Below are 23,059 nucleotides of genomic sequence, written 5' to 3' on the forward strand. Positions count from 1 at the left end.
TCTCAAAGCGGCACAAAGAACCTGAACCGCGCCCCGCTCACCGACTCCATCAGCCTGATCCCGCCGCCGTGCAGCTCCAGCATCCGTTTCACGATTAATAGCCCCAACCCGCCGCGATTCTCTCTCGACGCCTGGGTATTGAGCGCCGATGGCCGCTGGAACAGATCGTCGCGCAGCGAGGCATCCACGCCCGTTCCGCTGTCGGCCACTTCGACCTGCAGCCGTTCATTCTCCTGCCAGACCGCCAGACGAATTTCCCCGCCAGCTGGCGTATGGCGCATCGCGTTATCGAGCAGGTTGGTCACCACGCGTTCGATCATCGACACATCGGCGTTTATCAGCGGCAGCGGCCCCGGCACGTCAATATGCAGATTGACCTCTCGCGTGCGGGCGGTGAGCTCAAACTTCTGCGCCACGTCGGAAATCAGCTCTCCCATCGCGAACCGTTCGCGCTGGGGTTTAATGCCGCCGTGCTCAAGGCGCGCCAGCTCAAACAGCTGCTGCGAAAGATGACGGACTTTTTGCCCCTGACGCAGCGCGGTGGCGAGATACTGCTGGTGCTCCTGCGGCGTCAGCGTGGCGGATTTTAGCGAAAGGGTTTCCAGATAGCCCAGCAGCGAGGTCAGCGGCGTGCGGAGATCGTGCGAAATGTTGGCGATAAACTCCCGGCGCTGGCGATCGCTGTCGGCCAGCTGATCCCACTGGCGGGTGATTTTGCGCGCCAGCTCGATAAAGCTGTTGCGCAGGATCGCCACTTCATCTTTTGCCGCCGCGTCCGGCGTCTGTGCCGCCAGCAGCCTGATTGCGCTTATGCTGTCCTGCTCCAGCCCGGCCACTTCCACCGTCAGCTGTTTGACCGGGCGCGTGACCCAGTACCAGACCAGCAGCCCTGCCAGCAGCCCAAACAGCGCGACCCACAGCAGTGACCACAGGACGGTACTCCACAGCGCCTTGTGCCAGGCCATTTCCGCCAGAGCGTTTGACTCCTCGCCCTGCAAGATAATGTACAGATAGCCTTTCAGCTCGCCGTCCTGCCGCAGCGGCGTGGCGCTGAAGACTTTTTGATTTTGACTGCGCGGATCGTCGCCCAGTACCGGCATGGCAGTGCCGCTCAGGAAGCTCTGCACCGGCGCCAGGTCGATTTTTTGCCGCTGAATATGGCCCGGCGGGGCAGCATCGGCGAGGATATCGCCGTCAGGAGAGATAACGTAGAGCTCAACGCTCGGATTAAAGGTCATCAGCCGGCCAAACAGCGGTTTCAGCGCGCTGCGGTCGACCCGGCCCTGCGCGTCCAGAATCGGTTCGCGCTGGACTATCTGCTGCGCCAGCCCGCCCGACAAACGCTGCACCATCGCGTTACCGTACTGCATGCTGCTGTAGAGCTGTACCGCGCAGGCGACGGCGGCGCAGAGCATCATCAGCAGGATGAAGAGCAGCGTCAGGCGCTGGCTCAGGCTAAAGCGACGCATCATTGCGGCTCCGCAAATTTATAGCCCTTGCCCCAGACGGTGCGAATGATCTCCGGCTCGGCGGCGTCCTTCTCAATCTTAATGCGCAGGCGGTTGATGTGGGTGTTAACGGTGTGTTCGTAGCCCTCGTGCTGGTAGCCCCAGACCTGCTCCAGCAGCGCCAGACGCGAAAACACCTCGCCGGGATGACGGGCAAAAAAGTACAGCAGCTCGAACTCGCGCGGGGTGAGGTCCACCACCTGGCCGTGAAGCAGCACGCTGCGCGCCAGCGGATCGATGGTCAGTCCGTGCGCCTGAATGTGTCCGTCGGTTTGCGCCTGCCCCATCGCCTGCTGGCGACGAAACAGCGCTTTGATGCGCGCAATCAGCTCCTGCACGGAGAACGGCTTAGCCAGATAGTCGTCGGCGCCGGTTTCCAGCCCGGTGATGCGGTCGGTTTCGCTGCTGCGGGCGCTGATGATGATCACCGGCAGGTAGCGCGTCATCTGACGGATGCGGCGGCAAATCTCCAGACCGTCAACCTTGGGCAGCATCAGGTCGAGGATCACCGCATCCCACGTATGGGCTTCAAGACGCTGCAGGGCGTTGCCCCCGTCGGGCTCGTGGGTGATGGCGTAGCCTTCGTCTTCTAAATTGAGTTGCAGAAGCGCCGCGATATCGTGGTCGTCTTCCACCAGCAGGATCTGCTTCATGAGTAAGCCTTCATTCATTTCTTATGACGTAAGCTTACCTGATTTCGCCGGGATGAAGAGTTCACATTTTGTTTAAGATTTTACGAGCAACGTCAGCACTTCATAGTGCGCGGTATGCGGGAACATATCAAAAAGCTGAACGCGTTCAATGCGATAGCCCGGTAGGTGCGCAATGTCTTTCGCCATGGTCTGCGCGTTGCAGCTGGAATAGATGATGTACTCTGGCGCCATCTGGCTCAGGTAGTCGCACAGCGCATTGCCGATGCCGCGGCGCGGCGGGTTGACCAGCACCAGCTCAGGCACGTTGCCCTGGCCGGTCGCGAACTGCGTGGAGTCCAGCGCCTGGAAGCGCAGGTTCGTTAACCCCAGTTCGGCGGCGGACTGTTTCGCGCAGGCAATCGCTTCGGCAGAGATCTCAATCCCGGTGAGCTGCATCTCCGGCGTGGCGCAATGCAGGCCAAACCCGCCCACGCCGCAGAATAGATCCCACATGTGGTGAACGTTCAACGCTCGAACCCAGTCGCGGGCGGTAGCGTACAGGCCGCTTGCCACGGTCGGGTTGGTCTGGAAGAAGCTTTGCGGGCGGATCCACAGCGGAACGCCGTTGAAGCTCTCCGCCAGCGCGTGCTGGTCGGTGAAGAAAATCTCTTTCTCACCTTCCATGATCGCCATATGCACCGGCTGAATATTCGCCGTAATGACTTTTAGCTGCGGGAGTTGCGCCTGCAGCCACGGCAGCGCCGCGCGAAGCTGCGCCAGCTTGGTTTCAGAGCGCAGCACAAAGCGCAGCATCATGCCGCCGTCGATCTGGCTTTCGGTCAACAGAAGGTACTTCAGCTCGCCGCGCTTGCGGGCCACGCTGTAGGGCGTTAACCCCGCCCGCGCGATAAACGGCTTAAGCGCCGCAAAGACCGGCGCAAAGGAGGCGGGATACAGCGGGCAGTCGGTTAAGTCTTCCGGCGTGCCGTCGCGGTGCAGCATCCCCAGCAGCGGTTTTTCCACGCTGCCGCTGACCACCATTTTGGCTTTATTACGGAAACCCTGCTCCGGGCCGCTGACGGGTGCGCACCATTCGCCCACCGCGTGCGCTGCCAGCAGCTGTTGCAGGTCGGCCATTTTGGCGGTGAGTTGTTGAGAGACCGGCTGTTCTATCCACTGACAGGAGCGGCAGCGTCCGGCGTCATAGAGTGCGCACTGCATATGAAAACCTTAAGAATCACGAGGGCTGCGATTATACACATTATTGCAGGCGGAAGAACCGCCGACTGGAAGCCGGAACGAAGAGTAGAAAGAGCACCAGCATGTCCGGCAGTTTTTGCATAAACAGCGCGCGCAGGATCTCGCGTTTGGATTCACCGGCAATGCTGAACAGCTCCGGGTAGCCATACCCCAGCGAGGCGGCCCACAGATAGCTCGCCGCGGTAATCTGCGTCAGCAGATAGACCCAGCGCGCCCAGTTGCGCCCTTTGACCAGCGAAAACGCGCAGTAGATCTCGATAAACACCAGCACCAGGCTGCTCAAAAAGACCAGCGTCAGATTCCACGTCTGCACGCTGCGGTGAATGAATTCACCGATGCCGCGCACGCCCAGGGTATTCAGAATCATCAGCACGTCCAGGCAGCGGATCATAATAATGGCGAGCGCCGCCACCTGAACCAGTGCAGGTACGTTAGGACGCGCGTGCGTAATACGTGATTTTTTTAATAATCCCAATGTTTTACTTCCCTGAAAAACAATGCCGCGTCATGCGCGGCACATCACTGGAAATTTTAAATCCTTCAGCCGCGTCTTGCACGCTGGATATCGCGCACGCGCTGTTTTTCCGCGCGCGCCATCAAATACCAGGCGATAAATCCGACAATTCCGACCACGCCGAGGATGATAGAGGCCAGGGCGTTGATCTCCGGGTTGACCCCCATACGCACGCTGGAGAAGACCAGCATCGGCAGCGTTGTCGCCCCCGGTCCGGAGACAAAGCTGGCGATAACCAGATCGTCCAGCGACAGCGTAAACGCCAGCAGCCAGCCGGAGATCACCGCAGGCATAATCATCGGCAGGGTGATGATGAAAAAGACCTTCAGCGGCGTCGCGCCAAGATCCATCGCCGCCTCTTCAATAGAGCGATCCAGCTCGCGCAGGCGCGAGGAGATCACCACCGCCACGTAGGCCGTACAGAAGGTGACATGCGCCAGCCAGATGGTGAGCATGCCGCGATCCGCCGGCCAGCCGATGGCGTGCGCCAGGGCCACGAACAGCAGCAGCAGCGCGAGACCGGTGATCACGTCCGGCATGACCAGCGGTGCGGTGATCATAAAGGCGAAGCCGTTCGAACCGCGAAAACGCCCGAAGCGCACCATCACCAGCGCGGCGATCGTACCCAGCACCGACGCCATGGTCGCCGCCAGCGCCGCAATGGTCAGGCTCAGCCCCACCGCGCTCATCATCGCATCATCGTGGAACAGCTCGCTGTACCAGCGCGTCGACCAGCCTGCCCAGACCGTCACCAGCTTGGAGCTGTTAAACGAGTAGATCACCAGCATCAGCATCGGCGCATACAGGAAGGTAAAGCCGATAACGAGGATCGCTATCCGCCACGGGGAGCGCACTACCGGTAAGTTGTTCATCCGTGATCTCCCATCTGTTTCTGCTGATGCTTGTGGAACCACATGATCGGCACGATCAGCAGCAGGAGCATCACAATCGCCACCGCAGAGGCCACCGGCCAGTCGCGGTTATTGAAGAACTCCTGCCACAGCACGCGGCCAATCATGATGCTGTCCGGGCCTCCAAGCAGTTCCGGGATCACAAACTCCCCGACCGCCGGGATAAAGACCAGCATCGACCCGGCGATGATGCCGCCTTTGGTCAGCGGGACAATGACGCTGAAGAAGGTTTTTAACGGGCGCGCGCCGAGATCGAGCGACGCCTCCACCAGCGAATAATCAATACGCGTCAGCGCCGTATAGATCGGCAGCACCATAAACGGCAGATAGGCGTACACGATGCCGATATAGACCGCGAGGTTGGTGTGCAGGATCGTCAGCGGCTGATCGATAACCCCGAGCCACATGAGAAAGTTATTCAGCACGCCGTTGTTTTTCAGGATCCCCATCCAGGCGTAAACGCGGATCAGGAACGAGGTCCACGACGGCAAAATTACCAGCAGCAGCAGGATGTTACGCGTCGACGGCTTGCTGTGCGCCACCGCCCACGCCAGCGGGTAGCCCATCACCAGACAGCAGAGCGTCGAGATCGCCGCCACCTGCAGCGACTGCAGATAGGCTTCGAAATAGAGCGGGTCGTCGGTGAGCTGCAGGAAGTTGCCGAGATTAAGCGTCAGCGTCAGCTGCCCGTCGGCCCAGTCCAGCAGGTTAGTATAGGGCGGGATCGCCCGCGCCATTTCCGCCAGGCTTATCTTGAAAACAATCAGGAACGGCAGCAGGAAAAGCAGGATCAGCCACACGTACGGCATGGCGATCACCAGCTTGCGGCCGTGTTTCATCTGCATGCGCGTCAGTAAACCGGCAATGGCGCCCGGCTTTTCTAAGCGGGCTGGAGGTTCAAGTGTGCTCATGATCGCTCCTTATACCGTCAGCACAACGCAACTGTCAGCGTCCCAGCACAGGCGCACTTCGTCGCCCCAGGTCGGCTGCCCCTTGCGATAGCGATGTTCGTTCTGCAGCTGCGCGCTGAGCATCTGCCCACTTTTCAGGCGCACGTGGTAGATGGACAGATCGCCCAGATAGGCAATGTGCACCACTTCGCCCACGGCAAAGTTATAGCCATCGGCAGGCGGATCCTCACAGAGCATGATTTTCTCCGGACGCAGTGCGACGTAGACCGGCACGTTATCCACCACAGAGTTATCAGGATCGACCTTAAGCGGATGCTGCAGCCCCGGCGATTCGATAACCAGGCCATCCTCCTGACGATCTTTCAGCAGCCCTTCGAAGACGTTAACCGAGCCAATGAACTCCGCGCTGTAGCGGGTGGTCGGATGCTCATAAATCTCTTCCGGCTCGCCAATCTGCACGAACTTGCCGCGGTTCATGATCGCGATACGTCCAGCCATGGTCATGGCTTCTTCCTGGTCGTGGGTCACCATCACGCAGGTCACCCCCACGCGCTCGAGGATATCGACCACTTCGAGCTGCATACGGTCGCGCAGTTTTTTATCCAGCGCGCCCATCGGTTCATCGAGCAGCAAGAGTTTCGGGCGTTTTGCCAGGCTGCGGGCCAGGGCCACGCGCTGGCGCTGGCCGCCGGAGAGCTGGTGCGGCTTACGCTTCGCGAACTCCTGCATGTGCACCAGGCTCAGCATCTCGGCCACGCGCGCGGTAATTTCCGCTTTCGGCAGTTTGTCCTGCTTCAGGCCAAAGGCGATGTTCTGCTCCACCGTCATGTGCGGGAACAGCGCGTAAGACTGGAACATCATGTTAATCGGGCGCTGATACGGCGGCACGCTGGAGAGATCCACGCCATCAAGCATGATCTGCCCGGCAGTGGGCTGTTCAAAACCGGCCAGCATACGCAGCAGGGTCGATTTACCGCAGCCAGAGGCCCCCAGAAGGGCAAAAATTTCGCCTTTATAGATCGTCAGGCTGACGTCGTCCACGGCATGCTGGCCATCGAAAGATTTGGTGAGGTTACGTATTTCAAGAAGCGGGGTCAGCGCTTTACGGACTTTCGCCTGCGGGCGGGGGATCGCGTCATTCACGGGGTGTTCTCCGGTAGAGATCAAATCATGGTGCAGGCGCACCAGAACGGTGCGCCTGTTGCCGGACACGCTTCGCTTGCCCGGCCTGTGACTCACGGTAGCTTATTTACCGCTTTTCACCTTGGTCCACGCGCGGGTACGCACGCGGTCGATTTTTGGATCCTGTACTTTCAGGGTGAAGAGCTTGGCGAACACATCCGCTGGCGGATAGATAGCCGGGTTATTGCGGATCTCTTCGCTCACCAGCGGCACGGAGGCCTTGTTACCGTTCGCGTAGTAAACGTGGTCGCTGATGTGGGCGATCACGTCAGGACGCATCAGGTAGTTGAGGAACTGATACGCTTCGTCTTTGTTTTTAGCGTCAGTCGGCATCGCGAAGACGTCAAAGAAGGCCAGCGCCCCCTCCTTCGGAATGAAGTAAGAGACGTTCACGCCGTTTTTCGCCTCTTTCGCGCGGTTAGCCGCCTGCCATACGTCCCCTGCCCAGCCGATCGCGACGCAGATGTCGCCGTTCGCCAGGTCGTTAATGTACTGGGACGAGTGGAAGTAACGAATGTTTGGACGCAGCTTCAGCAGCAGATCGGTCGCCGGACCGGTGTAATCATCGGCTTTACTGCTGTTCGGGTCTTTGCCCAGGTAGTTCAGCACGGTGGCGAAAATCTCTTCCGGCGCATCGAGGAAGGAGACGCCGCAGCTTTTCAGCTTCTCAAGGTTTTCCGGCTTCAGCACCACGTCCCAGCTGTCCAGCTTCACGTCCGGGCCCAGCACCGCTTTGACTTTATCAACGTTGTAGCCGATACCGGTAGTCGCCCACAGGTAAGGCATGGCGTATTTGTTGTCCGGGTCATGCTTGGCCACCAGCTTCAGCACCTCCGGATCGAGGTTTTTCCAGTTCGGTAACTTGCTCTTGTCCAGCGGCTGGAAAACGCCTGCCGTTAGCTGACGTTCCAGGAAGCTTGCGGAAGGCACCACGAGGTCAAACCCGGTGCTGCCCGCCATCAGTTTTCCTTCCAGAACTTCGTTGGAATCGAACACGTCATAGACCACTTTAATGCCGGTCTCTTTTTCAAAATTTGCCACCGTGTCCGGCGCAATATAGTCAGACCAGTTATAAACGTGCAGCGTTTTTTGTTCCGCAGCGAGCGTGCCGGCAGAGACGGCCATCAGAGCACCCGCAACCAGACCCGATAACCATTTTTTATTCAAGGCGATCATAGTGTTATTCCTTCTGAAAGCTCGTTAACAAACGAACTAAAACTGTGCAATCTGAAGATATGCAATAATCATGCATAGTTTGTCGCTCTGCCCAAAATAAAAAGAAACCTCTTTACCCGGCAGTTTCCGCTCGCTTTTTTAAGCATCGCAAGAATAACTGTAGCCCGTGTCCCCGGCTATAGCCCAGACGAAAAAACGCCTTTTATCAATTTTTTATGCAGGTTATGTCTACGTGATAAGCCGAAACGGCCTTCAGGGAGGTGAATAATTCTTTAAAGAAAGGTTAAAAGCAGCAGAAAAAATGGCCTTCTGCAGCCGCCATGGCAGCGACTGCGCAAAAGTCAGACAGGCTTAGTGAAGAAAATTGGGAGATGCATCATTATTCTCTGCATCATCTTCCGCGCTATACAGCAGATGGTGTGCATTGGCTTCCATCATCACCATCGAAATTTGCTCTTCGCTCAAGCGCATAAACCAGGCGAACTGCTTGAACGACAGCCCTGCCCCGGAGAATAAAGACTGGCAAACGACCAGTTTTGGCAGATTATCATCCTGTATGTCGAGAAATGCCTTCACCGTCAAAGAACTGGCATTGATGGCCGACAGGTCGGAGGCCAGCGCCAGCAGCGCGGACGGCTTCACTTCGGCCAGCGCGGAGAAAAGGATCACGTCGTTAATGAGATCGATTTTGGCATCGAAAATGCCGTCGAAATTCTGCATATGAGGCAGATGCAGCGCCTGGCAGGAATCGCATTCGAAGAACGTAATTCCGGCATCATCAAGCCATTGACGTAACGTATCCAGTGTAGGTACGACCTGTAAATCCATCGCGATGCAGCCTCTTTAATAAAAACTTCGCATAGGGTACTCAAAAAGCGCGCGGTAATCCATTTAACCACCCGTTTTCAGACAGTAACCCGGCGTGGCATGACGCTCGATCCATGAGATCATTTTACCCGCAATATCGACACCTGTGGTTTTTTCCACGCCTTCCAGCCCGGGCGAGGCGTTCACCTCCATGACCAGCGGCCCGCGCGTCGCGCGCAGAAGATCTACACCCGCCACGTCCAGCCCCAGGGTTTGCGCGGCTTTCACCGCAATTTCCCGCTCGCGGTCGCTGATATCAGCGATTCTTGCAATGCCGCCCCGGTGAAGATTAGAGCGGAAGTCGCCCTCTTTGGCCTGGCGCTCAATGGCCGCTACCACCTCGTTTCCCACGACGAAGCAGCGGATGTCGCGCCCTTTGGCCTCTTCAATATACTCCTGCACCAGAATGTGGGCATTCAGCCCGCGGAAGGCGTCAATCACGCTCTCCGCTGCCTGACGCGTCTCCGCCAGCACCACGCCAATGCCCTGGGTGCCTTCCACCAGCTTGATCACCAAAGGGGCGCCGCCCACCATGTCGATCAGATCGCTGGTGTCGTCCGGTGAATGGGCAATCCCCGTGACGGGGAGATCGATCCCCTGACGAGCAAGGAGCTGCAGCGAGCGCAGCTTGTCGCGGGCGCGGGAAATAGCAACGGATTCGTTGAGAGGATAGCTGCCCAGCATCTCGAACTGGCGCAGCGCGGCGGTGCCGTAGTAGGTAATCTGGGAGCCGATGCGGGGGATGACCGCATCGAAGTGCGGCAGCTTGCGGCCTTTGTAGTGAATCGACGAGGCGGCCGGGTCGATGTTCATGTAGCAGGACATCGGGTCGAGGATCTCAACCTGATGCCCGCGTTTCGCCGCCGCCTCACGCAGGCGTTTACATGAATAGAGCGTTCCATCCCGGGACAATATGGCAATTTTCACCCTGCACCTCTCTGAAGACATGGAAAAAGCCTGCGTATCATATACGCAGGCAGGCACAGGATAAATGGACTATCGCGTCGCCCAGCCCTGTTTGTGCAGATAATCAAGAATAAACGGGCGATTTTCTTTAATGATGGTGCGACGAATATGGTCGGTCCAGGTATCACGACGGTTATTGCTGCCGCGCGTCATGTAGTAGTTCGCCAGCTCTTCATCGTATTGATTCAGGACATCCTGATCGACCGGCTGGTAGTGGTTTTCGTGCACCAGCATCGCCGCAGGAATGCGCGGCTTCAGATCCGGGTTATCCGCCGGCCAGCCGAGGCACAGGCCAAACAGCGGCAGCACGTGTTTTGGCAGCTTCAGCAGCTCGGTCACGCTTTCGATGTTATTACGCAGGCCGCCGATGTAGACACCGCCTAACCCCAGCGACTCCGCCGCCGTGAAGGCGTTTTGCGCCATCAGCGCGGTATCCACCACGCCCAGCAGCAGCTGTTCGGCCAGCCCCAGCTCGGCCTCAGGGCAGATCTGCAGATGACGGTTAAAGTCGGCGCAGAACACCCAGAACTCCGCTGCCTGCGCCACATGCTTCTGCCCGCCGGTCAGCGTCACCAGTTGCTCACGCATGGCCGGGTCGGTGATGCGGATAATGGAGGTGCACTGCAGGAAGCTCGAGCTCGAGGTCGCCCTGGCGCTGTCGATGATCGCGTTACGCTGCGCCTCGGTAATCGGCTCATCGGTGAAGTGGCGAATGGAACGGTGGGAACGGAGCAGGTCAATCGTGGGTGTCATCTTGTCTCTCTTTGTCGTGCTTAATACGTATTGCAGCCAGTATAGGCAATGATCTGCGCGATGTAATTGGCGAAACATAGCCTGACTGTATCAAAGCGACAGGCGAAACCTTCTTTAATGGCGGCAGGTTATCGGGCACTATATGTCCTATTCGCCGTCAGGCTTGTTTTTTGAGGAGAGAGAAATGTTTGCAGTAATTTTTGGTCGTCCAGGGTGCCCTTACTGTGTGCGCGCGAAAGAGCTGGCTGAGAAACTGACCGAAGAGCGCGATGACTTCAACTTCCGCTACGTGGATATCCACGCGGAAGGCATCACCAAAGCGGATCTCGAAAAAACCGTCGGCAAGCCGGTTGAAACCGTACCGCAGATCTTCCTCGATCAGAAACACATCGGCGGCTGCACTGACTTTGAAGCTTACGCCAAAGAGCATCTGGGCCTGTTTGCCGCTCAGTAATGAAAGGACGCCCTCACCGAGAGGGCGTTTTTATTTGTGGTGCCGTCGGTGCTGAAGCAGACTGCGCACAAATAAGTAGCAGAGCGCGCCAAGGGCGCACCAGAATACGGCGCTCATCAACCATGCCAGTTCCTGCCAGAAACTCCGCGTTGAAATATAGAGCAAGCGCATCAGCAGCAAACAGAGCGGCGCGGCCAGCATGGCGCCCAGCAGCGGCTTCACCACCTCCCCTTTACGGGAGAGAAAACTGGCAGCAGCCCCCGGCAGCGTAAAAAAGAGCAGCCCCAGCTCCGGATGACCCGACGCCCTGAATGCCCCTTTCACGTTAAAAGCAAGCGACATGCATACGACCGTGAACAGCAAAAAGCAGCTGATCACCCCCGCCCAGTTTCGTTTAGTGTTCAAACTATCCTCCTGACTTATCTCTATCAAATACACTTTCGTCGGGTAGACGCCCAGTCAGATAAAGCAATGCGGCAATCCTTGCCAAAGTACGCACAGGGTGATGCGATAATCAGTAGCTGTCAGTAGCTAATGCGATTAAACTACACGCCAGCTAATGTTTTAGGGAATAAAGCAGGAAACAGGGAGCGTTAACGCCTTTCCCTGACCCAGAAAACAGTAGCCCAAAAAGTCCTTTCATTCAACAACTTACTGGTAAACAAGAAGTTAGCCTCCGTGAATATAAACGTCGCAGACTTGTTAAATGGGAATTACATCCTGTTATTATTTGTGGTACTGGCGCTGGGCCTTTGCCTGGGTAAATTGCGCCTGGGTTCAGTTCAACTTGGTAATTCCATTGGCGTTTTAGTCGTCTCCTTATTATTAGGCCAGCAGCACTTCAGCATTAACACGGACGCGCTCAACTTAGGTTTTATGCTGTTTATTTTTTGTGTTGGCGTGGAAGCAGGACCGAACTTTTTTTCAATTTTCTTCCGCGACGGCAAAAATTATCTGATGCTGGCGCTGGTAATGGTCGGCAGCGCGCTGCTGATCGCCTTAGGGCTGGGTAAACTGTTTGGCTGGGATATCGGGTTAACGGCCGGTATGCTGGCAGGCTCCATGACCTCCACCCCTGTGCTCGTGGGTGCCGGTGATACCCTGCGCCATTCCGGCATGGCCGGCGCGCAGCTTTCTACCGCACTTGACCACCTGAGCCTGGGTTATGCCCTGACCTATCTGATTGGTCTGGTGAGCCTGATTGTCGGCGCACGCTACCTGCCCAAACTGCAGCACCAGGATTTGCAGACCAGCGCCCAGCAAATCGCCCGCGAGCGCGGTCTGGATACCGACTCCAAACGTAAAGTCTATCTCCCGGTGATCCGCGCCTATCGCGTCGGGCCAGAGCTGGTGGCATGGGCTGACGGTAAAAATCTGCGCGAGCTGGGGATTTACCGCCAGACGGGCTGCTACATTGAACGTATCCGCCGCAACGGCATTCTGGCGAACCCGGACGGCGACGCGGTGCTGCAGATGGGTGACGACATCGCGCTGGTGGGTTACCCGGACGCCCACGCCCGTCTCGACCCGAGCTTCCGTAACGGCAAAGAGGTGTTCGACCGCGATCTGCTCGACATGCGCATCGTCACCGAAGAGATCGTGGTGAAAAACCATAACGCCGTGGGCCGCCGCCTGGCGCAGCTGAAGCTGACCGACCACGGCTGCTTCCTCAACCGCGTGATCCGCAGCCAGATTGAGATGCCTATCGACGACAACGTGGTGCTCAACAAAGGCGACGTGCTGCAGGTCAGCGGCGACGCCCGCCGCGTGAAAACCGTGGCCGACCGCATCGGCTTTATCTCCATTCACAGCCAGGTCACCGACCTGCTGGCCTTCTGCGCCTTCTTTATCGTTGGCCTGATGATCGGGATGATCACCTTCCAGTTCAGCAACTTCAGCTTCGGCATCGGTAATGCCGCCGGTCTGCTGTTCGCCGGGATCATGCTGGGCTTCCTGCGAGCGAACCACCCGACCTTCGGCTACATTCCGCAGGGTGCGCTGAACATGGTGAAAGAGTTCGGTCTGATGGTCTTTATGGCGGGCGTGGGCTTAAGCGCGGGCAGCGGGATTGGTCACAGCCTCGGCGCCGTCGGCTGGCAGATGTTGGTTTCCGGACTTATCGTCAGCCTGGTACCGGTGGTGATCTGCTTCCTGTTCGGTGCCTACGTGCTGCGCATGAACCGCGCCCTGCTCTTCGGGGCGATGATGGGGGCGCGTACCTGTGCGCCTGCCATGGAAATCATCAGCGATACCGCGCGCAGCAACATCCCGGCGCTGGGCTATGCGGGCACGTATGCTATCGCTAACGTGCTGCTGACGCTGGCGGGTACGCTGATCATCATCATCTGGCCAGGACTCGGATAACTCCTAAGAATGCGCGTGGCGGAAAATATTTTTGTTACGTGCAGAACTTTTTTATCAGGGGGCAGTCATAACTAGTGCCACTGCTTTTCTTTGATGTCCCCAATTTGTGGAGCCCATCAACCCCGCCGTTTTGGTTCAAGGTTGATGGGTTTTTTGTTGGCTGAAAATTAAATTTAATGAAATCATATGGTTATGATCAATCTTTCATAACTATAGCTACATAATGGCGGCAGAATAGACAAATATCTTTTAGCAAGGCGTCCCATAATCGCTTGGTTGCTGATTCAAATCCAGCAGAGATATTGGCAATTTACATTTAAAATCAATATATTAAATACTCGTCGCAAGGCAGGGATGTATCAAATGGTTTGTGTCATAAAAGTGTCGAGATAATTTTTTCAGTAACGACCATCCTGCCATGCCAGAAAAAAGCTTTTCATAATGGAATCAATGCTCACGACAGTCTAAGCGGTAAGGCAAAAGTTCATGCGTATAGTTCTGATGAATGCATTATGCTATATAATGGATGTTAACATTGAAGTGTCAGGCTTAAGAAGGTCAGCATACCAATTGCTCCCGACAGAAAACTCTCAAGACCGTATCTACTGTTAGGTGTCAGCTGGGCTCAGTCCTAAATAGCCAACCGAGAGCAGTAGCGAATGCTATCTGTACATACAGCCAACACTGCTGCGCAGGAGTTGGATACAAGTTAAAGACTTGCGGACCTTACTTTATGTAAAGTAAGATTGTTGATTTGCTTGGACAGGAGACTTATCACCTTTTGTTATAGAAATGAAGCAGTTTACTTTTATTGTTGTAATACTAGCCCTTGTACCTCCAAAAGTGCTAAAGTTAACATCATATTGTATCCGTAACAGAGCGTTGAAAAATGGAAAATCTATTTAATACAACATATAGCGAGGATGATTTAGAAAAAGAAAATATAACGTATTGGATTAAGGATTTTCGGAAGCATGAAGAAATAAATAATATTATTAAAACAAAAGCATTCAATAGATTGAATGATATTTCGTTCTTGGGCGCAATTGATTACAGTGATAAGAGTGAACTGGCAAGGATTGATAGAAATCGCGCGGTTCATTCACTATATGTTGCTGGAATTGCTAATTATATAGCAACAGAAAGAAGATATGATGAAGAGCTAAAAAAGCATATCGTAGCAGCTGCTTTACTTCATGATATTGGGCATATGCCCCTATCACATAGTGCTGAACCATATATAAAATCGAGGTTTGGTTATGGGCATCATGAAATAGGAAATGACCTTATTTCAGGCCGTATATGGAAAAGTAGTGGTATCAATGATGTCTTATCGAAAGGTTTCGATATTACATTCATCAAGCAGTTACTTAATAATAAGACAAGCAATGAAGGAATCGATATTTTTTCAAGCAAAATCAATGCCGATACAATTGATGGAATCATCCGCTGCGTTGAATATAAAGGCATTAACAGAACACATAGCTTGAACAGAATATCTATCGCTCGTTCTTTCTTTATAAAAGATAGTGGTTATAGCACAATTAAACGCCTAGATACGCTTGATTCATTTTGGAAAACCAAGCACTTTGTCTATCAAAATTATATCAACACAAAGCATGGAGTCATATCAGACAAATTAAGTCAAATATTTTTTATGGAAATTGGAAAAATCAATACAAAAGATTTATTGCTTAAAGAAAGCACATGGAAAGATAAATACAGAGTTCTCTTTAAATGGTTGGGTGAGCTAAAAAATGGAAATATTCCTAGCTGCTTAAGAAGTTATGAGATTGAATATACAACAAGAAAATATGAGGTATTAAAAAGCGAGAAGTCTTTGGATAAGAGATACACAAATTCAAAGCAAAAGACTAAAATTTCTCCAGAAAATTATATGGAATATAGCTTAATCAAAAACAAACAGGAATAACCATATGATATATAAAGATTTTTGTGAAAAATATACAGCAATTTCCTCTGCTATAAAATATTCCGAAAGCACTTTAGATAGTTTAAAAAAAGATCTTTTGGAGGCACTTGGTGACGATTCCAGTGCGGAATATACAATTGTTACAACTGGTTCATTTGGCAGAAACGAAGCTTCTGCTGAGTCTGATTTTGATCTTTTCCTTTTTTGTGAAAAGGAAGATATTAAAGAAAGCATAGAATTAAAAGCGGAATTAATTAATAATTGCGTAAAAAAATATGTAGCCAAAGATACTGGTAGCACCGGCACTTTTGGAGCTGATGAAGTTGTTTCGTTTGAAAGCCTATTGAAAAATATAGGTGGGGCTGATGATACAAATAAATTATTAACGAGGCGAATGTTATTTTTACTGGAAGGAATCTCCGTTTATAATAACAGCCTTTTTGAAACTTATAGAAAAACACTTATCAATAAATATTTAAAGTCAAGCAGCGATGGTAAAATAGATAAATATTTACTCAATGATATCATCAGGTATTATCGAACCATAACAACTGATTTTCAACACAAAATTGATTCTGATGGAAAATCTTGGGGTATAAGGAATATAAAATTAAGGTTTTCAAGAAAAATATTATACTTTGCAGGCATTATAGCGATTGGTTATGCATCAGATAAAGAGCAGGACGTTTCTTCTCGAGTATTATTGCTGTCATCATTACTCGATACGGCTCCGCTTGAAAGAATATTTGAGATATATGATGAAAAAATAAACACAAAAGGCTATGATGTATTGGAAAGAATATTTGGATATTATGATTACTTTCTTAATAATATAAGTAATAAAGAACAAAGATTGTTGCTCGATAATATAAAAACAAAAGAAGATCGCCTTGATGTGCCATTATATACTGAACTAAGTGAACATAGTGGGCACTTTACTTACTATTTACATATGCTTTTAAAATCACTTTTTGATGATAATCATGCGATTCATACAGCATTAATTTTCTAAAGTAATCTTTTTAATTTTCCATATAACCTTAAATTTCGAAAGAAAATTTAAGGTTATATGGCAATCTGGGTAAGACATTTTTAGACTAAAACCTAGGCTAAATGAGCGAAATTAGCTTGATAGTCTCCGAGTAAAAACAGCATCTTGCCCTAACCAAAAACTACCCTCCACTGATGGATTTTGTCTCATTTGATTGACCTTATACATCAAAATAATGCACAGGGAAACAGTGTAGCTAAATAGCTACGCCGAATACCGCTACACTTTTACCAGCCCATGTTTATCTCCGCGGAACAGGCTGGTGGTTTCCATAAAATGGCGAACTTCTTTCAACAGTTGCTACATTGAGCGACACTGATGATTGCGCGTTATTTTGTCATGAAGTGCCTACCATAGCCGTTCCACATGATTCACCCATGGCGAGTAAACCGCTGATAAATGACCTTGAACTTCGGGTTATCCTTCAACCGGCGCTGTGTTTCCCGGCTTTTGCGGATAATGTAATTATGCACGATCAGCGCGTTGGTTTTCGCCCGTCGGTACGTCACTTTAAGCCGCTTCAGCAGGCAGATGAATAGCGCCGGACTTTTGCTGGTACCGCCCACGTAGCTTACTTTGCCCATTCCGCAGTGCAGTGTTCCAGTCAGATTGTATTTTAAGTACTGTCCCGGCGTCACCACGCGTTTTTGCTGCCCGCATAGTTGCCAGTCCGCACCGATTTTGGGATTAAGATGGTTATCGGCCCCATCTTCATAAAAGAACGGATGCTCTGTGCTGCATTCGTCCACTGCTTTGTGGATTGCCGCCATCTTTTCATCCTTTCGCTGGGGGATGTATCTGGTGGTGTATGGCCTGCGCAATGCCGGGCTGACGGAATATCTCTCAGGCGTACTGGATAGCCTGGCCGGACACGGGCTGTGGGCCGCCACGCTGGGAACCGGGTTCATCACCGCGTTCCTGTCATCCATAATGAACAATATGCCCACGGTGCTGATTGGCGCGCTCTCCATTGAGGGCAGCACGGCAACGGGATTGATTAAGGAGGCGATGATTTACGCCAACGTGATTGGCTGCGATCTGGGCCCGAAAATCACGCCTATCGGCAGCCTCGCTACCCTGCTCTGGCTCCACGTACTGGCGCAGAAAAACATGACGATTACCTGGGGCTACTATTTCCGGACGGGCATCATTATGACGCTGCCGGTTCTGTTTGTGACGCTCGCCGCGCTGGCGCTACGTCTCTCCTTCACACTGTAATGAGCCACTGCTATGAACCACATCACTATCTATCACAACCCCGCCTGCGGCACCTCGCGCAACACGCTGGAGATGATCCGCAACAGCGGCACGGAGCCAGAGATTATCCTCTATCTGGAAACCCCGCCGTCGCGCGATACGCTGACCACCCTGATTGCCGATATGGGCATTTCGGTGCGGGATCTGCTGCGTAAAAACGTGGAGCCCTATGAACAGCTCGGCCTTGCAGAAGATAGCTTCACCGACGACCAGCTAATCGAGTTTATGCTGCAATACCCGATTCTGATTAACCGTCCGATCGTGGTGACGCCGCTGGGCACCCGCCTGTGCCGCCCGTCTGAAGTCGTTCTCGATATTCTGCCGGACGCGCAAAAAGGAGCGTTTACGAAAGAGGATGGCGAAGCCGTCGTAGACGCCAGCGGGAAAAAAATCTCGCCAAAGTAACCCATTGATAATGGCAAGGTAAGATCTGCCAACCGCATGCCCCACCCAACGGCCAGGTTGCATCCGCCGAAACCCGGCACATACTTTTGAGGGTTAAGTCTGGTGAGGGTATGCGGGTATGGGCTTTAAAAACAAAACCGCCGTCATCTTCGGCGGCAGCGGCGCTATCGGCAGCGCAACTGCGCACGCTCTGGCGCGTGAAGGAGCGGATGTATACCTCGCCGCACGTGGCCACACCAGGCTGGAGCAGGTCGCCAGCCGTATTCGCGCAGCGGGCGGTTCTGCCAGCACGTTTATTTTCGATGCGCTTGAGGAGTCCTCGCAGCTCCCCGACCTTGTCCACATTGATATCGTCGTCAACGCCACGGGCTTTATGCACGATCAGGGTAAACGCCTTGAGGCGTTAACGCTCGGCGAGTTCAGGCAGGGTTTCGACCCTTTCCTGGCCGCGTACTTTAACATTGCGAAAGCCGTGTCATCCCGCATGGGCGGCGAGCATGGCGGGACCATAATTACCGTCGTCGCCCCCGCCGCAAACATGGCGATGGCGGGCCACCTCGGGCATATCGTCGGCTGCGCGGGAACGGAAGCCTTGACCCGGGCGCTTGCGGCTGAGCTGGGGACACACAATATTCGCGTGCTGTGTCTGCGTTCGCACGCGATAGACGATGCGGTGCAGGCGGGTTCGTATGTGGGGGCCATTTTTGCCGCCAAGGCGCAGGCGATGGGGATAACGATTGAGCAATTTCTCGGCGGTGCCGCGCAAAGTACCCTGACGCATCGCCTGCCGACGCTGGCGCAGGTAGCAGACACGATTACGTTTCTGGCCTCAGATGCGGCAGGTGCCATCACGGGAACTACCGTCAATATGACCGCGGGCGCAACCTAGCCTTTGCCCTCGCCCGCAATCCTCCCCACCATCGCCCGAATCTCCTCCCGGGTTAACGGCGTCCGGTCGGTGACATAGTGCAGCGTCATCCCTTCGATAAACGCATCCAGCGCGCGGGTGGTGACCGGGTCGAACCACTGCTCCAGCGTGGTCTGGCTCATCTTCATCCAGTCCTGCATCACCGTTTTGAGCGCCGCGCTGCGGTGCATAAAGGCGTAGAGCTGGTACATCAGCGCCATGTTGTGCGGCGTGGTCACCTGCGAGCTGTGGATCAGGGTAGTGATGGATTCGCATGCCATCTCCGGCCCGGTGACGCCGGCAAAGAAATCCCGGTACTGCTGCGACATCTGGCGGGTAAACCACGTGAAGGCCTCCTCCAGCAGCGGCTCCATGCCGTCGAAATAGTAGGTCATCGACCCCAGCGGCACGCCCGCGCAGGTAGCGATTTTACGGTGCGTGACGGCGTGGATCCCGTGCTCGGCAATGGTATCGAGCGTTGCCTGCAGGATCTTCTCCCGGCGATGCGGATCGTTTGGTGGTCTGCTCATAAATTCCTCACGTGGTTTATGTACAAATGTACACAAACTTGCTAGTGTTGTCGCTATTGTTGTACTTCTGGTGCTACCCAATGACGCTGACCTCTCCCCGTAAAGCCCTGCAGCTCCGCCTGTGGGCGCTGTTTATGTTCTTCTTTATTCCCGGTCTGCTGATGGCCTCCTGGGCCACGCGCACCCCCGCCATTCGCGATATTTTGTCCGTTTCTACCGCTGAGATGGGTATCGTGCTGTTTGGCCTGTCGATAGGCTCCATGAGCGGCATTCTCTGCTCCGCGTGGCTGGTGAAGCGCTTCGGTACGCGGGCGGTGATCCGCACTACCATGTGCTTCGCGGTGTTCGGGATGATCGTGCTGAGCGTCGCGCTGTGGTTTGCCTCACCGGTGCTCTTCGCCCTGGGGCTGACGATATATGGCGGTAGCTTCGGTTCTGCAGAAGTTGCCATCAACGTTGAAGGGGCGTCGGTCGAACGTGAGATGAACAAAACCGTGCTGCCGATGATGCACGGCTTTTACAGCCTCGGCACGCTGGCCGGTGCCGGCGTGGGGATGGCGCTGACGGCCACCGGCGTGAGCGCCAATCTGCATATTCTGCTGGTGGCGCTGGTGTGCATTATTCCGATTATTACCGGCATCCGGGCGATCCCGGACGGTAACGGCAAAAACTCCACTGACGAACAGCACTCGGCCGAAAAAGGGCTGCCCTTCTACCGCGACTTCCAGCTGATGCTGATCGGCGTGGTGGTGCTGGCGATGGCGTTCGCGGAAGGGTCTGCCAACGACTGGCTGCCGCTGCTGATGGTGGACGGCCACGGCTTTAGCCCGACCTCCGGCTCGCTGATCTACGCCGGGTTTACGCTGGGGATGACCGTGGGTCGCTTCACCGGCGGCTGGTTTATCGACCGCTACAGCCGCGTGGCGGTGGTGCGCGCCAGCGCCCTGCTGGGCGGCCTGGGTATTGCGATGATCATCTTTGTCGATGTGGACTGGATTGCCGGCGTCTCGGTGATCCTCTGGGGGCTGGGCGCGTCCCTCGGCTTCCCGCTGACCATCTCCGCCGCCAGCGACACCGGCCCGGATGCCCCGACGCGCGTCAGCGTGGTGGCGACAACCGGCTATCTCGCTTTCCTGGTCGGGCCGCCGCTGCTCGGCTTCCTCGGTGAGCACTACGGACTGCGCAGCGCCATGCTGGTGGTGTTAGGGTTGGTGATCGTCGCGGCACTGGTGGCGCGCGCGGTGGCAAAGCCGGAAACGAATCAAACGACACTGGAGAAGGGATATGAGCGTTAAACTGATCGCCGTCGACATGGATGGCACATTCCTGAGTGATGCCAAGACTTACAATCGCCCGCGCTTTCTGGCGCAGTACGCCCGCATGAAGGCGCAAGGCATTCGCTTTGTGGTCGCCAGCGGCAACCAGTACTACCAGTTAATCTCCTTTTTCCCGGAGATTGCGCATGAAATTGCGTTCGTCGCCGAGAACGGCGGCTGGGTCGTGAGCGAAGGAGAAGATGTCTTTAACGGTGAACTGTCGAGAGCCCATTTCGACACGGTCGCGAACGTGTTAAGCGACGTGCCGGGTATTGAGATCATCGCCTGCGGGAAGAGCAGCGCGTACACGCTGAAATGCTATGACGAGGGCTTTAAGGATATCGCGGCGAAGTACTATCACCGTCTGGAAATGGTGAGTGATTTTGACAACCTGAACGATATTTTCTTCAAGTTCGGACTTAACGTGTCTGACGATGAAATTCCGCGGATTCAGGCGCTGCTGCATGAAAAGCTGAGCGACATCATGGTGCCCGTCACCACCGGTCACGGCAGTATCGACCTGATCATCCCCGGCGTGCATAAAGCCAACGGTCTGCGGATCCTGCAAAAGCGCTGGGGCATTGACGACAGCGACGTGGTGGCCTTCGGCGACAGCGGCAACGACGTGGAGATGCTGCGTCAGTCCGGGTTCAGCTTTGCGATGGCGAATGCCAGACCGCATATTAAAGCGGCGGCGCGTTTTGAAGCGCCGCACAATAACGATGAAGGCGTGCTGGATGTGATTGATAAGGTGCTGAACGGGGAGGCGCCGTTTAATTGACCGCGTGCGGTCTGGTGCCCTCACCCCTCACCCTGGCCCTCTCCCCAAAGGGGAGAGGGAAAAAAGATTATGGTTGCAGGGCGTTCCCGACGCGTTTGTCCTTCAGGAACACCACCATCAGGCCAACCCACAGCACGCCGTTGGCGAGGTTAAACAGGCTGAACAGCCCGTTGCCGCCCATCGCGTAGGCATGCTTGCTCACCTCGATACCGACGGTAAAAATCAGCATCTGCAGCATCCCCATCGCCGCTGACACCGTGCCTTTACTCATCTCGCTGGCAAACAGCGTCAGGCGCACCAGCCCGGCGTTCGCCACGCCAATTCCGAAGGCGTAAATGCTCAGCCCTGCAGTCATCCATAGGTAAGCGTGGGATGACGCGACGGTCGCCACCGCTGCCAGAATCAGCCCTGCCGCAATCGGCCAGCCGCCCATGATAATCAGTGAACGCACGGTGCGTCGTGACGTCAGACGTGCCAGCACCAGGTTCCCGATAATCAGCGCGCCAAAGATCGGCACCTGCAGCAGACCATACTCATAGCTGCTGAGCTTTTCACCGCTGATGATAATAACAGGCGACTGGGCAATCCACGCCAGCAGCGGCAGGCTAACGAACCCGGTCGCCAGCGCGCCCGCCACAAAGCGGCCATTCTTCAGCACTTCTTTGTAATCCCGACCCAGCTCTTTCAGCGAGAGTTTCTCGCCGATGCGGGTGGCCGTTTCCGGCATCGCACGGTGCAGGCCAAAGAACGCGAAGGCGGCGAGAAGCGCAAAGAGCACAAACATCCCTTCCCACGGCGCAACGTGCACCCACGCGGCCCCCACCAGCGGCCCGAGTAAGGGGGCGATAAGCGCCACGTTCGCCATCAGCGCGGTAATTTTGATGCACACCGCCTCTTCAAACGACTCCTGAATGGCGGCATACCCCACGGCGCCGATAAAGCACAGGCTCACCCCCTGCAGGAAGCGCAGCAGGGTAAATTGTTCAATGTTTTGCGCCAGCAGCGTGGCAAGACAGGTGACGATAAACCACACCACGCCCGTCAGCATCACCGGACGACGGCCAATACGATCCGACAGCGGACCTAACAGCCACTGCAAAAACATGCCGCCGGCCAGATAGGCGGTCATGGAGGTCGGTACCCACTCGATTCCCGCGTTGTACTGCGCCACTACGGCCAGCATACCGGGCTGGATCATATCGTTGCCGATATAGGTAGAAAATTCGTAGAGCACCAGACACAGAGGGAAAAGCAACGCCTGACGACCCAGACGTGAACCAGAAGAAGAACGGTTTAACATGCAATCTCTTTATAATGACAAAATCGCGACGAGTTTAATGAAATGCCGCAGCCCGAGATAGTGATTTATCGAGGATAAACA

Annotated in this window: 22 protein-coding genes and 2 pseudogenes; 9 read left to right on the top strand and 15 right to left on the bottom strand. The window is 54.7% G+C overall.

The features are described from left to right. Window positions 1–2: 2 nt before the first annotated feature. From BM007_RS05795 to nfsA, 11 genes are all read right to left on the bottom strand, one after another. Entirely contained in the window at window positions 3–1,472 is a 1,470-nt protein-coding gene (locus BM007_RS05795) for a sensor histidine kinase (protein ID WP_090417583.1), read from the bottom strand. Beyond that, window positions 1,469–2,161, bottom strand: coding sequence for a response regulator transcription factor (locus BM007_RS05800; protein ID WP_061715672.1), 693 nt, complete (start codon window positions 2,159–2,161; stop codon window positions 1,469–1,471). The genes BM007_RS05795 and BM007_RS05800 overlap by 4 nt, the downstream gene beginning before the upstream one ends. A gap of 72 nt (window positions 2,162–2,233) precedes the next feature. Next, window positions 2,234–3,361 carry a 23S rRNA (uracil(747)-C(5))-methyltransferase RlmC gene (rlmC, locus tag BM007_RS05805; RefSeq protein WP_090417585.1) on the bottom strand — a complete coding sequence of 376 codons (1,128 nt, stop codon included), beginning with the start codon at window positions 3,359–3,361 and terminating at the stop codon, window positions 2,234–2,236. Between the two features lie 40 nt (window positions 3,362–3,401). Beyond that, on the bottom strand, window positions 3,402–3,899 hold the full coding sequence (locus BM007_RS05810; protein ID WP_090417587.1) for a YbjO family protein: 498 nt from the start codon (window positions 3,897–3,899) through the stop codon (window positions 3,402–3,404). A 41-nt stretch (window positions 3,900–3,940) separates the two neighbouring features. After that, window positions 3,941–4,786 carry a putrescine ABC transporter permease PotI gene (gene potI, locus BM007_RS05815; protein WP_023310934.1) on the bottom strand — a complete coding sequence of 282 codons (846 nt, stop codon included), beginning with the start codon at window positions 4,784–4,786 and terminating at the stop codon, window positions 3,941–3,943. Continuing rightward, on the bottom strand, window positions 4,783–5,736 hold the full coding sequence (potH, locus tag BM007_RS05820) for a putrescine ABC transporter permease PotH (protein WP_090417589.1): 954 nt from the start codon (window positions 5,734–5,736) through the stop codon (window positions 4,783–4,785). Before potH ends, potI begins: the two co-directional genes overlap by 4 nt. Before the next feature lie 9 nt (window positions 5,737–5,745). Then, complete coding sequence (gene potG / locus BM007_RS05825; protein ID WP_024907855.1) at window positions 5,746–6,879, bottom strand: putrescine ABC transporter ATP-binding subunit PotG; 1,134 nt, start codon at window positions 6,877–6,879, stop codon at window positions 5,746–5,748. Window positions 6,880–6,981: 102 nt separating this feature from the next. Next, on the bottom strand, window positions 6,982–8,094 hold the full coding sequence (gene potF / locus BM007_RS05830; RefSeq protein ID WP_024907856.1) for a spermidine/putrescine ABC transporter substrate-binding protein PotF: 1,113 nt from the start codon (window positions 8,092–8,094) through the stop codon (window positions 6,982–6,984). A gap of 351 nt (window positions 8,095–8,445) precedes the next feature. Then, the gene (locus tag BM007_RS05835) at window positions 8,446–8,922 is read right to left on the bottom strand and encodes a YbjN domain-containing protein (protein WP_003858385.1); all 477 of its coding nucleotides are present in this window, start codon (window positions 8,920–8,922) and stop codon (window positions 8,446–8,448) included. A gap of 63 nt (window positions 8,923–8,985) precedes the next feature. Beyond that, window positions 8,986–9,888, bottom strand: a complete 903-nt coding sequence (rimK, locus tag BM007_RS05840; RefSeq protein WP_024907857.1) for a 30S ribosomal protein S6--L-glutamate ligase — start codon at window positions 9,886–9,888, stop codon at window positions 8,986–8,988. A gap of 69 nt (window positions 9,889–9,957) precedes the next feature. After that, on the bottom strand, window positions 9,958–10,680 hold the full coding sequence (nfsA, locus tag BM007_RS05845) for a nitroreductase NfsA (protein ID WP_024907858.1): 723 nt from the start codon (window positions 10,678–10,680) through the stop codon (window positions 9,958–9,960). A gap of 184 nt (window positions 10,681–10,864) precedes the next feature. On the opposite strand from nfsA, the gene BM007_RS05850 reads away from it, so the two are divergent. Continuing rightward, on the top strand, window positions 10,865–11,134 hold the full coding sequence (locus BM007_RS05850) for a GrxA family glutaredoxin (RefSeq protein WP_006809455.1): 270 nt from the start codon (window positions 10,865–10,867) through the stop codon (window positions 11,132–11,134). Window positions 11,135–11,164: 30 nt separating this feature from the next. On the opposite strand, the gene BM007_RS05855 is transcribed toward BM007_RS05850, so the two are convergent. Beyond that, a complete protein-coding gene (locus tag BM007_RS05855; protein WP_061715676.1) occupies window positions 11,165–11,539 on the bottom strand; it encodes an inner membrane protein YbjM in 375 nt (124 codons plus the stop codon). A gap of 273 nt (window positions 11,540–11,812) precedes the next feature. On the opposite strand from BM007_RS05855, the gene BM007_RS05860 reads away from it, so the two are divergent. From BM007_RS05860 to BM007_RS05870, 3 genes are all read left to right on the top strand, one after another. Then, window positions 11,813–13,498 (top strand): aspartate:alanine antiporter, encoded by a 1,686-nt coding sequence (locus BM007_RS05860; protein ID WP_014169303.1) that lies wholly within the window; start codon window positions 11,813–11,815, stop codon window positions 13,496–13,498. 889 nt (window positions 13,499–14,387) lie between these two features. Next, window positions 14,388–15,431, top strand: coding sequence for an HD domain-containing protein (locus BM007_RS05865; protein ID WP_090417591.1), 1,044 nt, complete (start codon window positions 14,388–14,390; stop codon window positions 15,429–15,431). Window positions 15,432–15,435: 4 nt separating this feature from the next. Next, window positions 15,436–16,443 (top strand): nucleotidyltransferase domain-containing protein, encoded by a 1,008-nt coding sequence (locus tag BM007_RS05870; protein WP_090417593.1) that lies wholly within the window; start codon window positions 15,436–15,438, stop codon window positions 16,441–16,443. Window positions 16,444–16,701: 258 nt separating this feature from the next. On the opposite strand, the pseudogene BM007_RS05875 reads toward BM007_RS05870, so the two are convergent. Next, a pseudogene (locus BM007_RS05875) lies at window positions 16,702–17,264 on the bottom strand (transposase); the annotation flags it as partial. A gap of 7 nt (window positions 17,265–17,271) precedes the next feature. Between BM007_RS05875 and BM007_RS05880 the strand changes: the two are divergent. The 3 genes and pseudogenes from BM007_RS05880 to BM007_RS05890 form a co-directional block, all read left to right on the top strand. Next, window positions 17,272–17,700 (top strand): annotated as a pseudogene (locus BM007_RS05880) (ArsB/NhaD family transporter); the annotation flags it as partial. Between the two features lie 12 nt (window positions 17,701–17,712). Then, the gene (arsC, locus tag BM007_RS05885) at window positions 17,713–18,144 is read left to right on the top strand and encodes a glutaredoxin-dependent arsenate reductase (protein WP_090417595.1); all 432 of its coding nucleotides are present in this window, start codon (window positions 17,713–17,715) and stop codon (window positions 18,142–18,144) included. A 118-nt stretch (window positions 18,145–18,262) separates the two neighbouring features. After that, on the top strand, window positions 18,263–19,033 hold the full coding sequence (locus BM007_RS05890; RefSeq protein WP_090417598.1) for an SDR family NAD(P)-dependent oxidoreductase: 771 nt from the start codon (window positions 18,263–18,265) through the stop codon (window positions 19,031–19,033). Here BM007_RS05890 and BM007_RS05895 read toward each other — a convergent pair. Further along, window positions 19,030–19,581 carry a TetR/AcrR family transcriptional regulator gene (locus tag BM007_RS05895; protein WP_061715684.1) on the bottom strand — a complete coding sequence of 184 codons (552 nt, stop codon included), beginning with the start codon at window positions 19,579–19,581 and terminating at the stop codon, window positions 19,030–19,032. The two genes, BM007_RS05890 and BM007_RS05895, sit on opposite strands and share 4 nt — an antisense overlap. Window positions 19,582–19,661: 80 nt before the next feature. On the opposite strand from BM007_RS05895, the gene BM007_RS05900 reads away from it, so the two are divergent. Further along, window positions 19,662–20,876 carry an MFS transporter gene (locus BM007_RS05900; protein ID WP_090417600.1) on the top strand — a complete coding sequence of 405 codons (1,215 nt, stop codon included), beginning with the start codon at window positions 19,662–19,664 and terminating at the stop codon, window positions 20,874–20,876. Further along, entirely contained in the window at window positions 20,866–21,678 is an 813-nt protein-coding gene (locus tag BM007_RS05905) for a Cof-type HAD-IIB family hydrolase (protein ID WP_090417602.1), read from the top strand. The genes BM007_RS05900 and BM007_RS05905 overlap by 11 nt, the downstream gene beginning before the upstream one ends. A 67-nt stretch (window positions 21,679–21,745) precedes the next feature. On the opposite strand, the gene BM007_RS05910 is transcribed toward BM007_RS05905, so the two are convergent. Continuing rightward, window positions 21,746–22,978 carry an MFS transporter gene (locus BM007_RS05910; protein WP_032649341.1) on the bottom strand — a complete coding sequence of 411 codons (1,233 nt, stop codon included), beginning with the start codon at window positions 22,976–22,978 and terminating at the stop codon, window positions 21,746–21,748. Between the last annotated feature and the right edge of the window lie 81 nt (window positions 22,979–23,059).

Source organism: Enterobacter sp. NFIX59, assembly GCF_900113755.1.
In the GTDB taxonomy this organism is placed as follows: Bacteria; Pseudomonadota; Gammaproteobacteria; order Enterobacterales; family Enterobacteriaceae; genus Enterobacter; species Enterobacter pseudoroggenkampii.

Coding starts and splice junctions, on each gene's coding strand:
- BM007_RS05800 (WP_061715672.1), bottom strand. CDS start 2,161: ATGAAGCAGATCCTGCTGGTGGAAGACGACCACGATATCGCGGCGCTT.
- BM007_RS05850 (WP_006809455.1), top strand. CDS start 10,865: ATGTTTGCAGTAATTTTTGGTCGTCCAGGGTGCCCTTACTGTGTGCGC.
- BM007_RS05795 (WP_090417583.1), bottom strand. CDS start 1,472: ATGATGCGTCGCTTTAGCCTGAGCCAGCGCCTGACGCTGCTCTTCATC.
- arsC (WP_090417595.1), top strand. CDS start 17,713: ATGAACCACATCACTATCTATCACAACCCCGCCTGCGGCACCTCGCGC.
- BM007_RS05900 (WP_090417600.1), top strand. CDS start 19,662: ATGACGCTGACCTCTCCCCGTAAAGCCCTGCAGCTCCGCCTGTGGGCG.
- potF (WP_024907856.1), bottom strand. CDS start 8,094: ATGATCGCCTTGAATAAAAAATGGTTATCGGGTCTGGTTGCGGGTGCT.
- BM007_RS05835 (WP_003858385.1), bottom strand. CDS start 8,922: ATGGATTTACAGGTCGTACCTACACTGGATACGTTACGTCAATGGCTT.
- BM007_RS05895 (WP_061715684.1), bottom strand. CDS start 19,581: ATGAGCAGACCACCAAACGATCCGCATCGCCGGGAGAAGATCCTGCAG.
- BM007_RS05870 (WP_090417593.1), top strand. CDS start 15,436: ATGATATATAAAGATTTTTGTGAAAAATATACAGCAATTTCCTCTGCT.
- BM007_RS05890 (WP_090417598.1), top strand. CDS start 18,263: ATGGGCTTTAAAAACAAAACCGCCGTCATCTTCGGCGGCAGCGGCGCT.
- rlmC (WP_090417585.1), bottom strand. CDS start 3,361: ATGCAGTGCGCACTCTATGACGCCGGACGCTGCCGCTCCTGTCAGTGG.
- BM007_RS05905 (WP_090417602.1), top strand. CDS start 20,866: ATGAGCGTTAAACTGATCGCCGTCGACATGGATGGCACATTCCTGAGT.
- nfsA (WP_024907858.1), bottom strand. CDS start 10,680: ATGACACCCACGATTGACCTGCTCCGTTCCCACCGTTCCATTCGCCAC.
- potI (WP_023310934.1), bottom strand. CDS start 4,786: ATGAACAACTTACCGGTAGTGCGCTCCCCGTGGCGGATAGCGATCCTC.
- potH (WP_090417589.1), bottom strand. CDS start 5,736: ATGAGCACACTTGAACCTCCAGCCCGCTTAGAAAAGCCGGGCGCCATT.
- BM007_RS05865 (WP_090417591.1), top strand. CDS start 14,388: ATGGAAAATCTATTTAATACAACATATAGCGAGGATGATTTAGAAAAA.
- BM007_RS05910 (WP_032649341.1), bottom strand. CDS start 22,978: ATGTTAAACCGTTCTTCTTCTGGTTCACGTCTGGGTCGTCAGGCGTTG.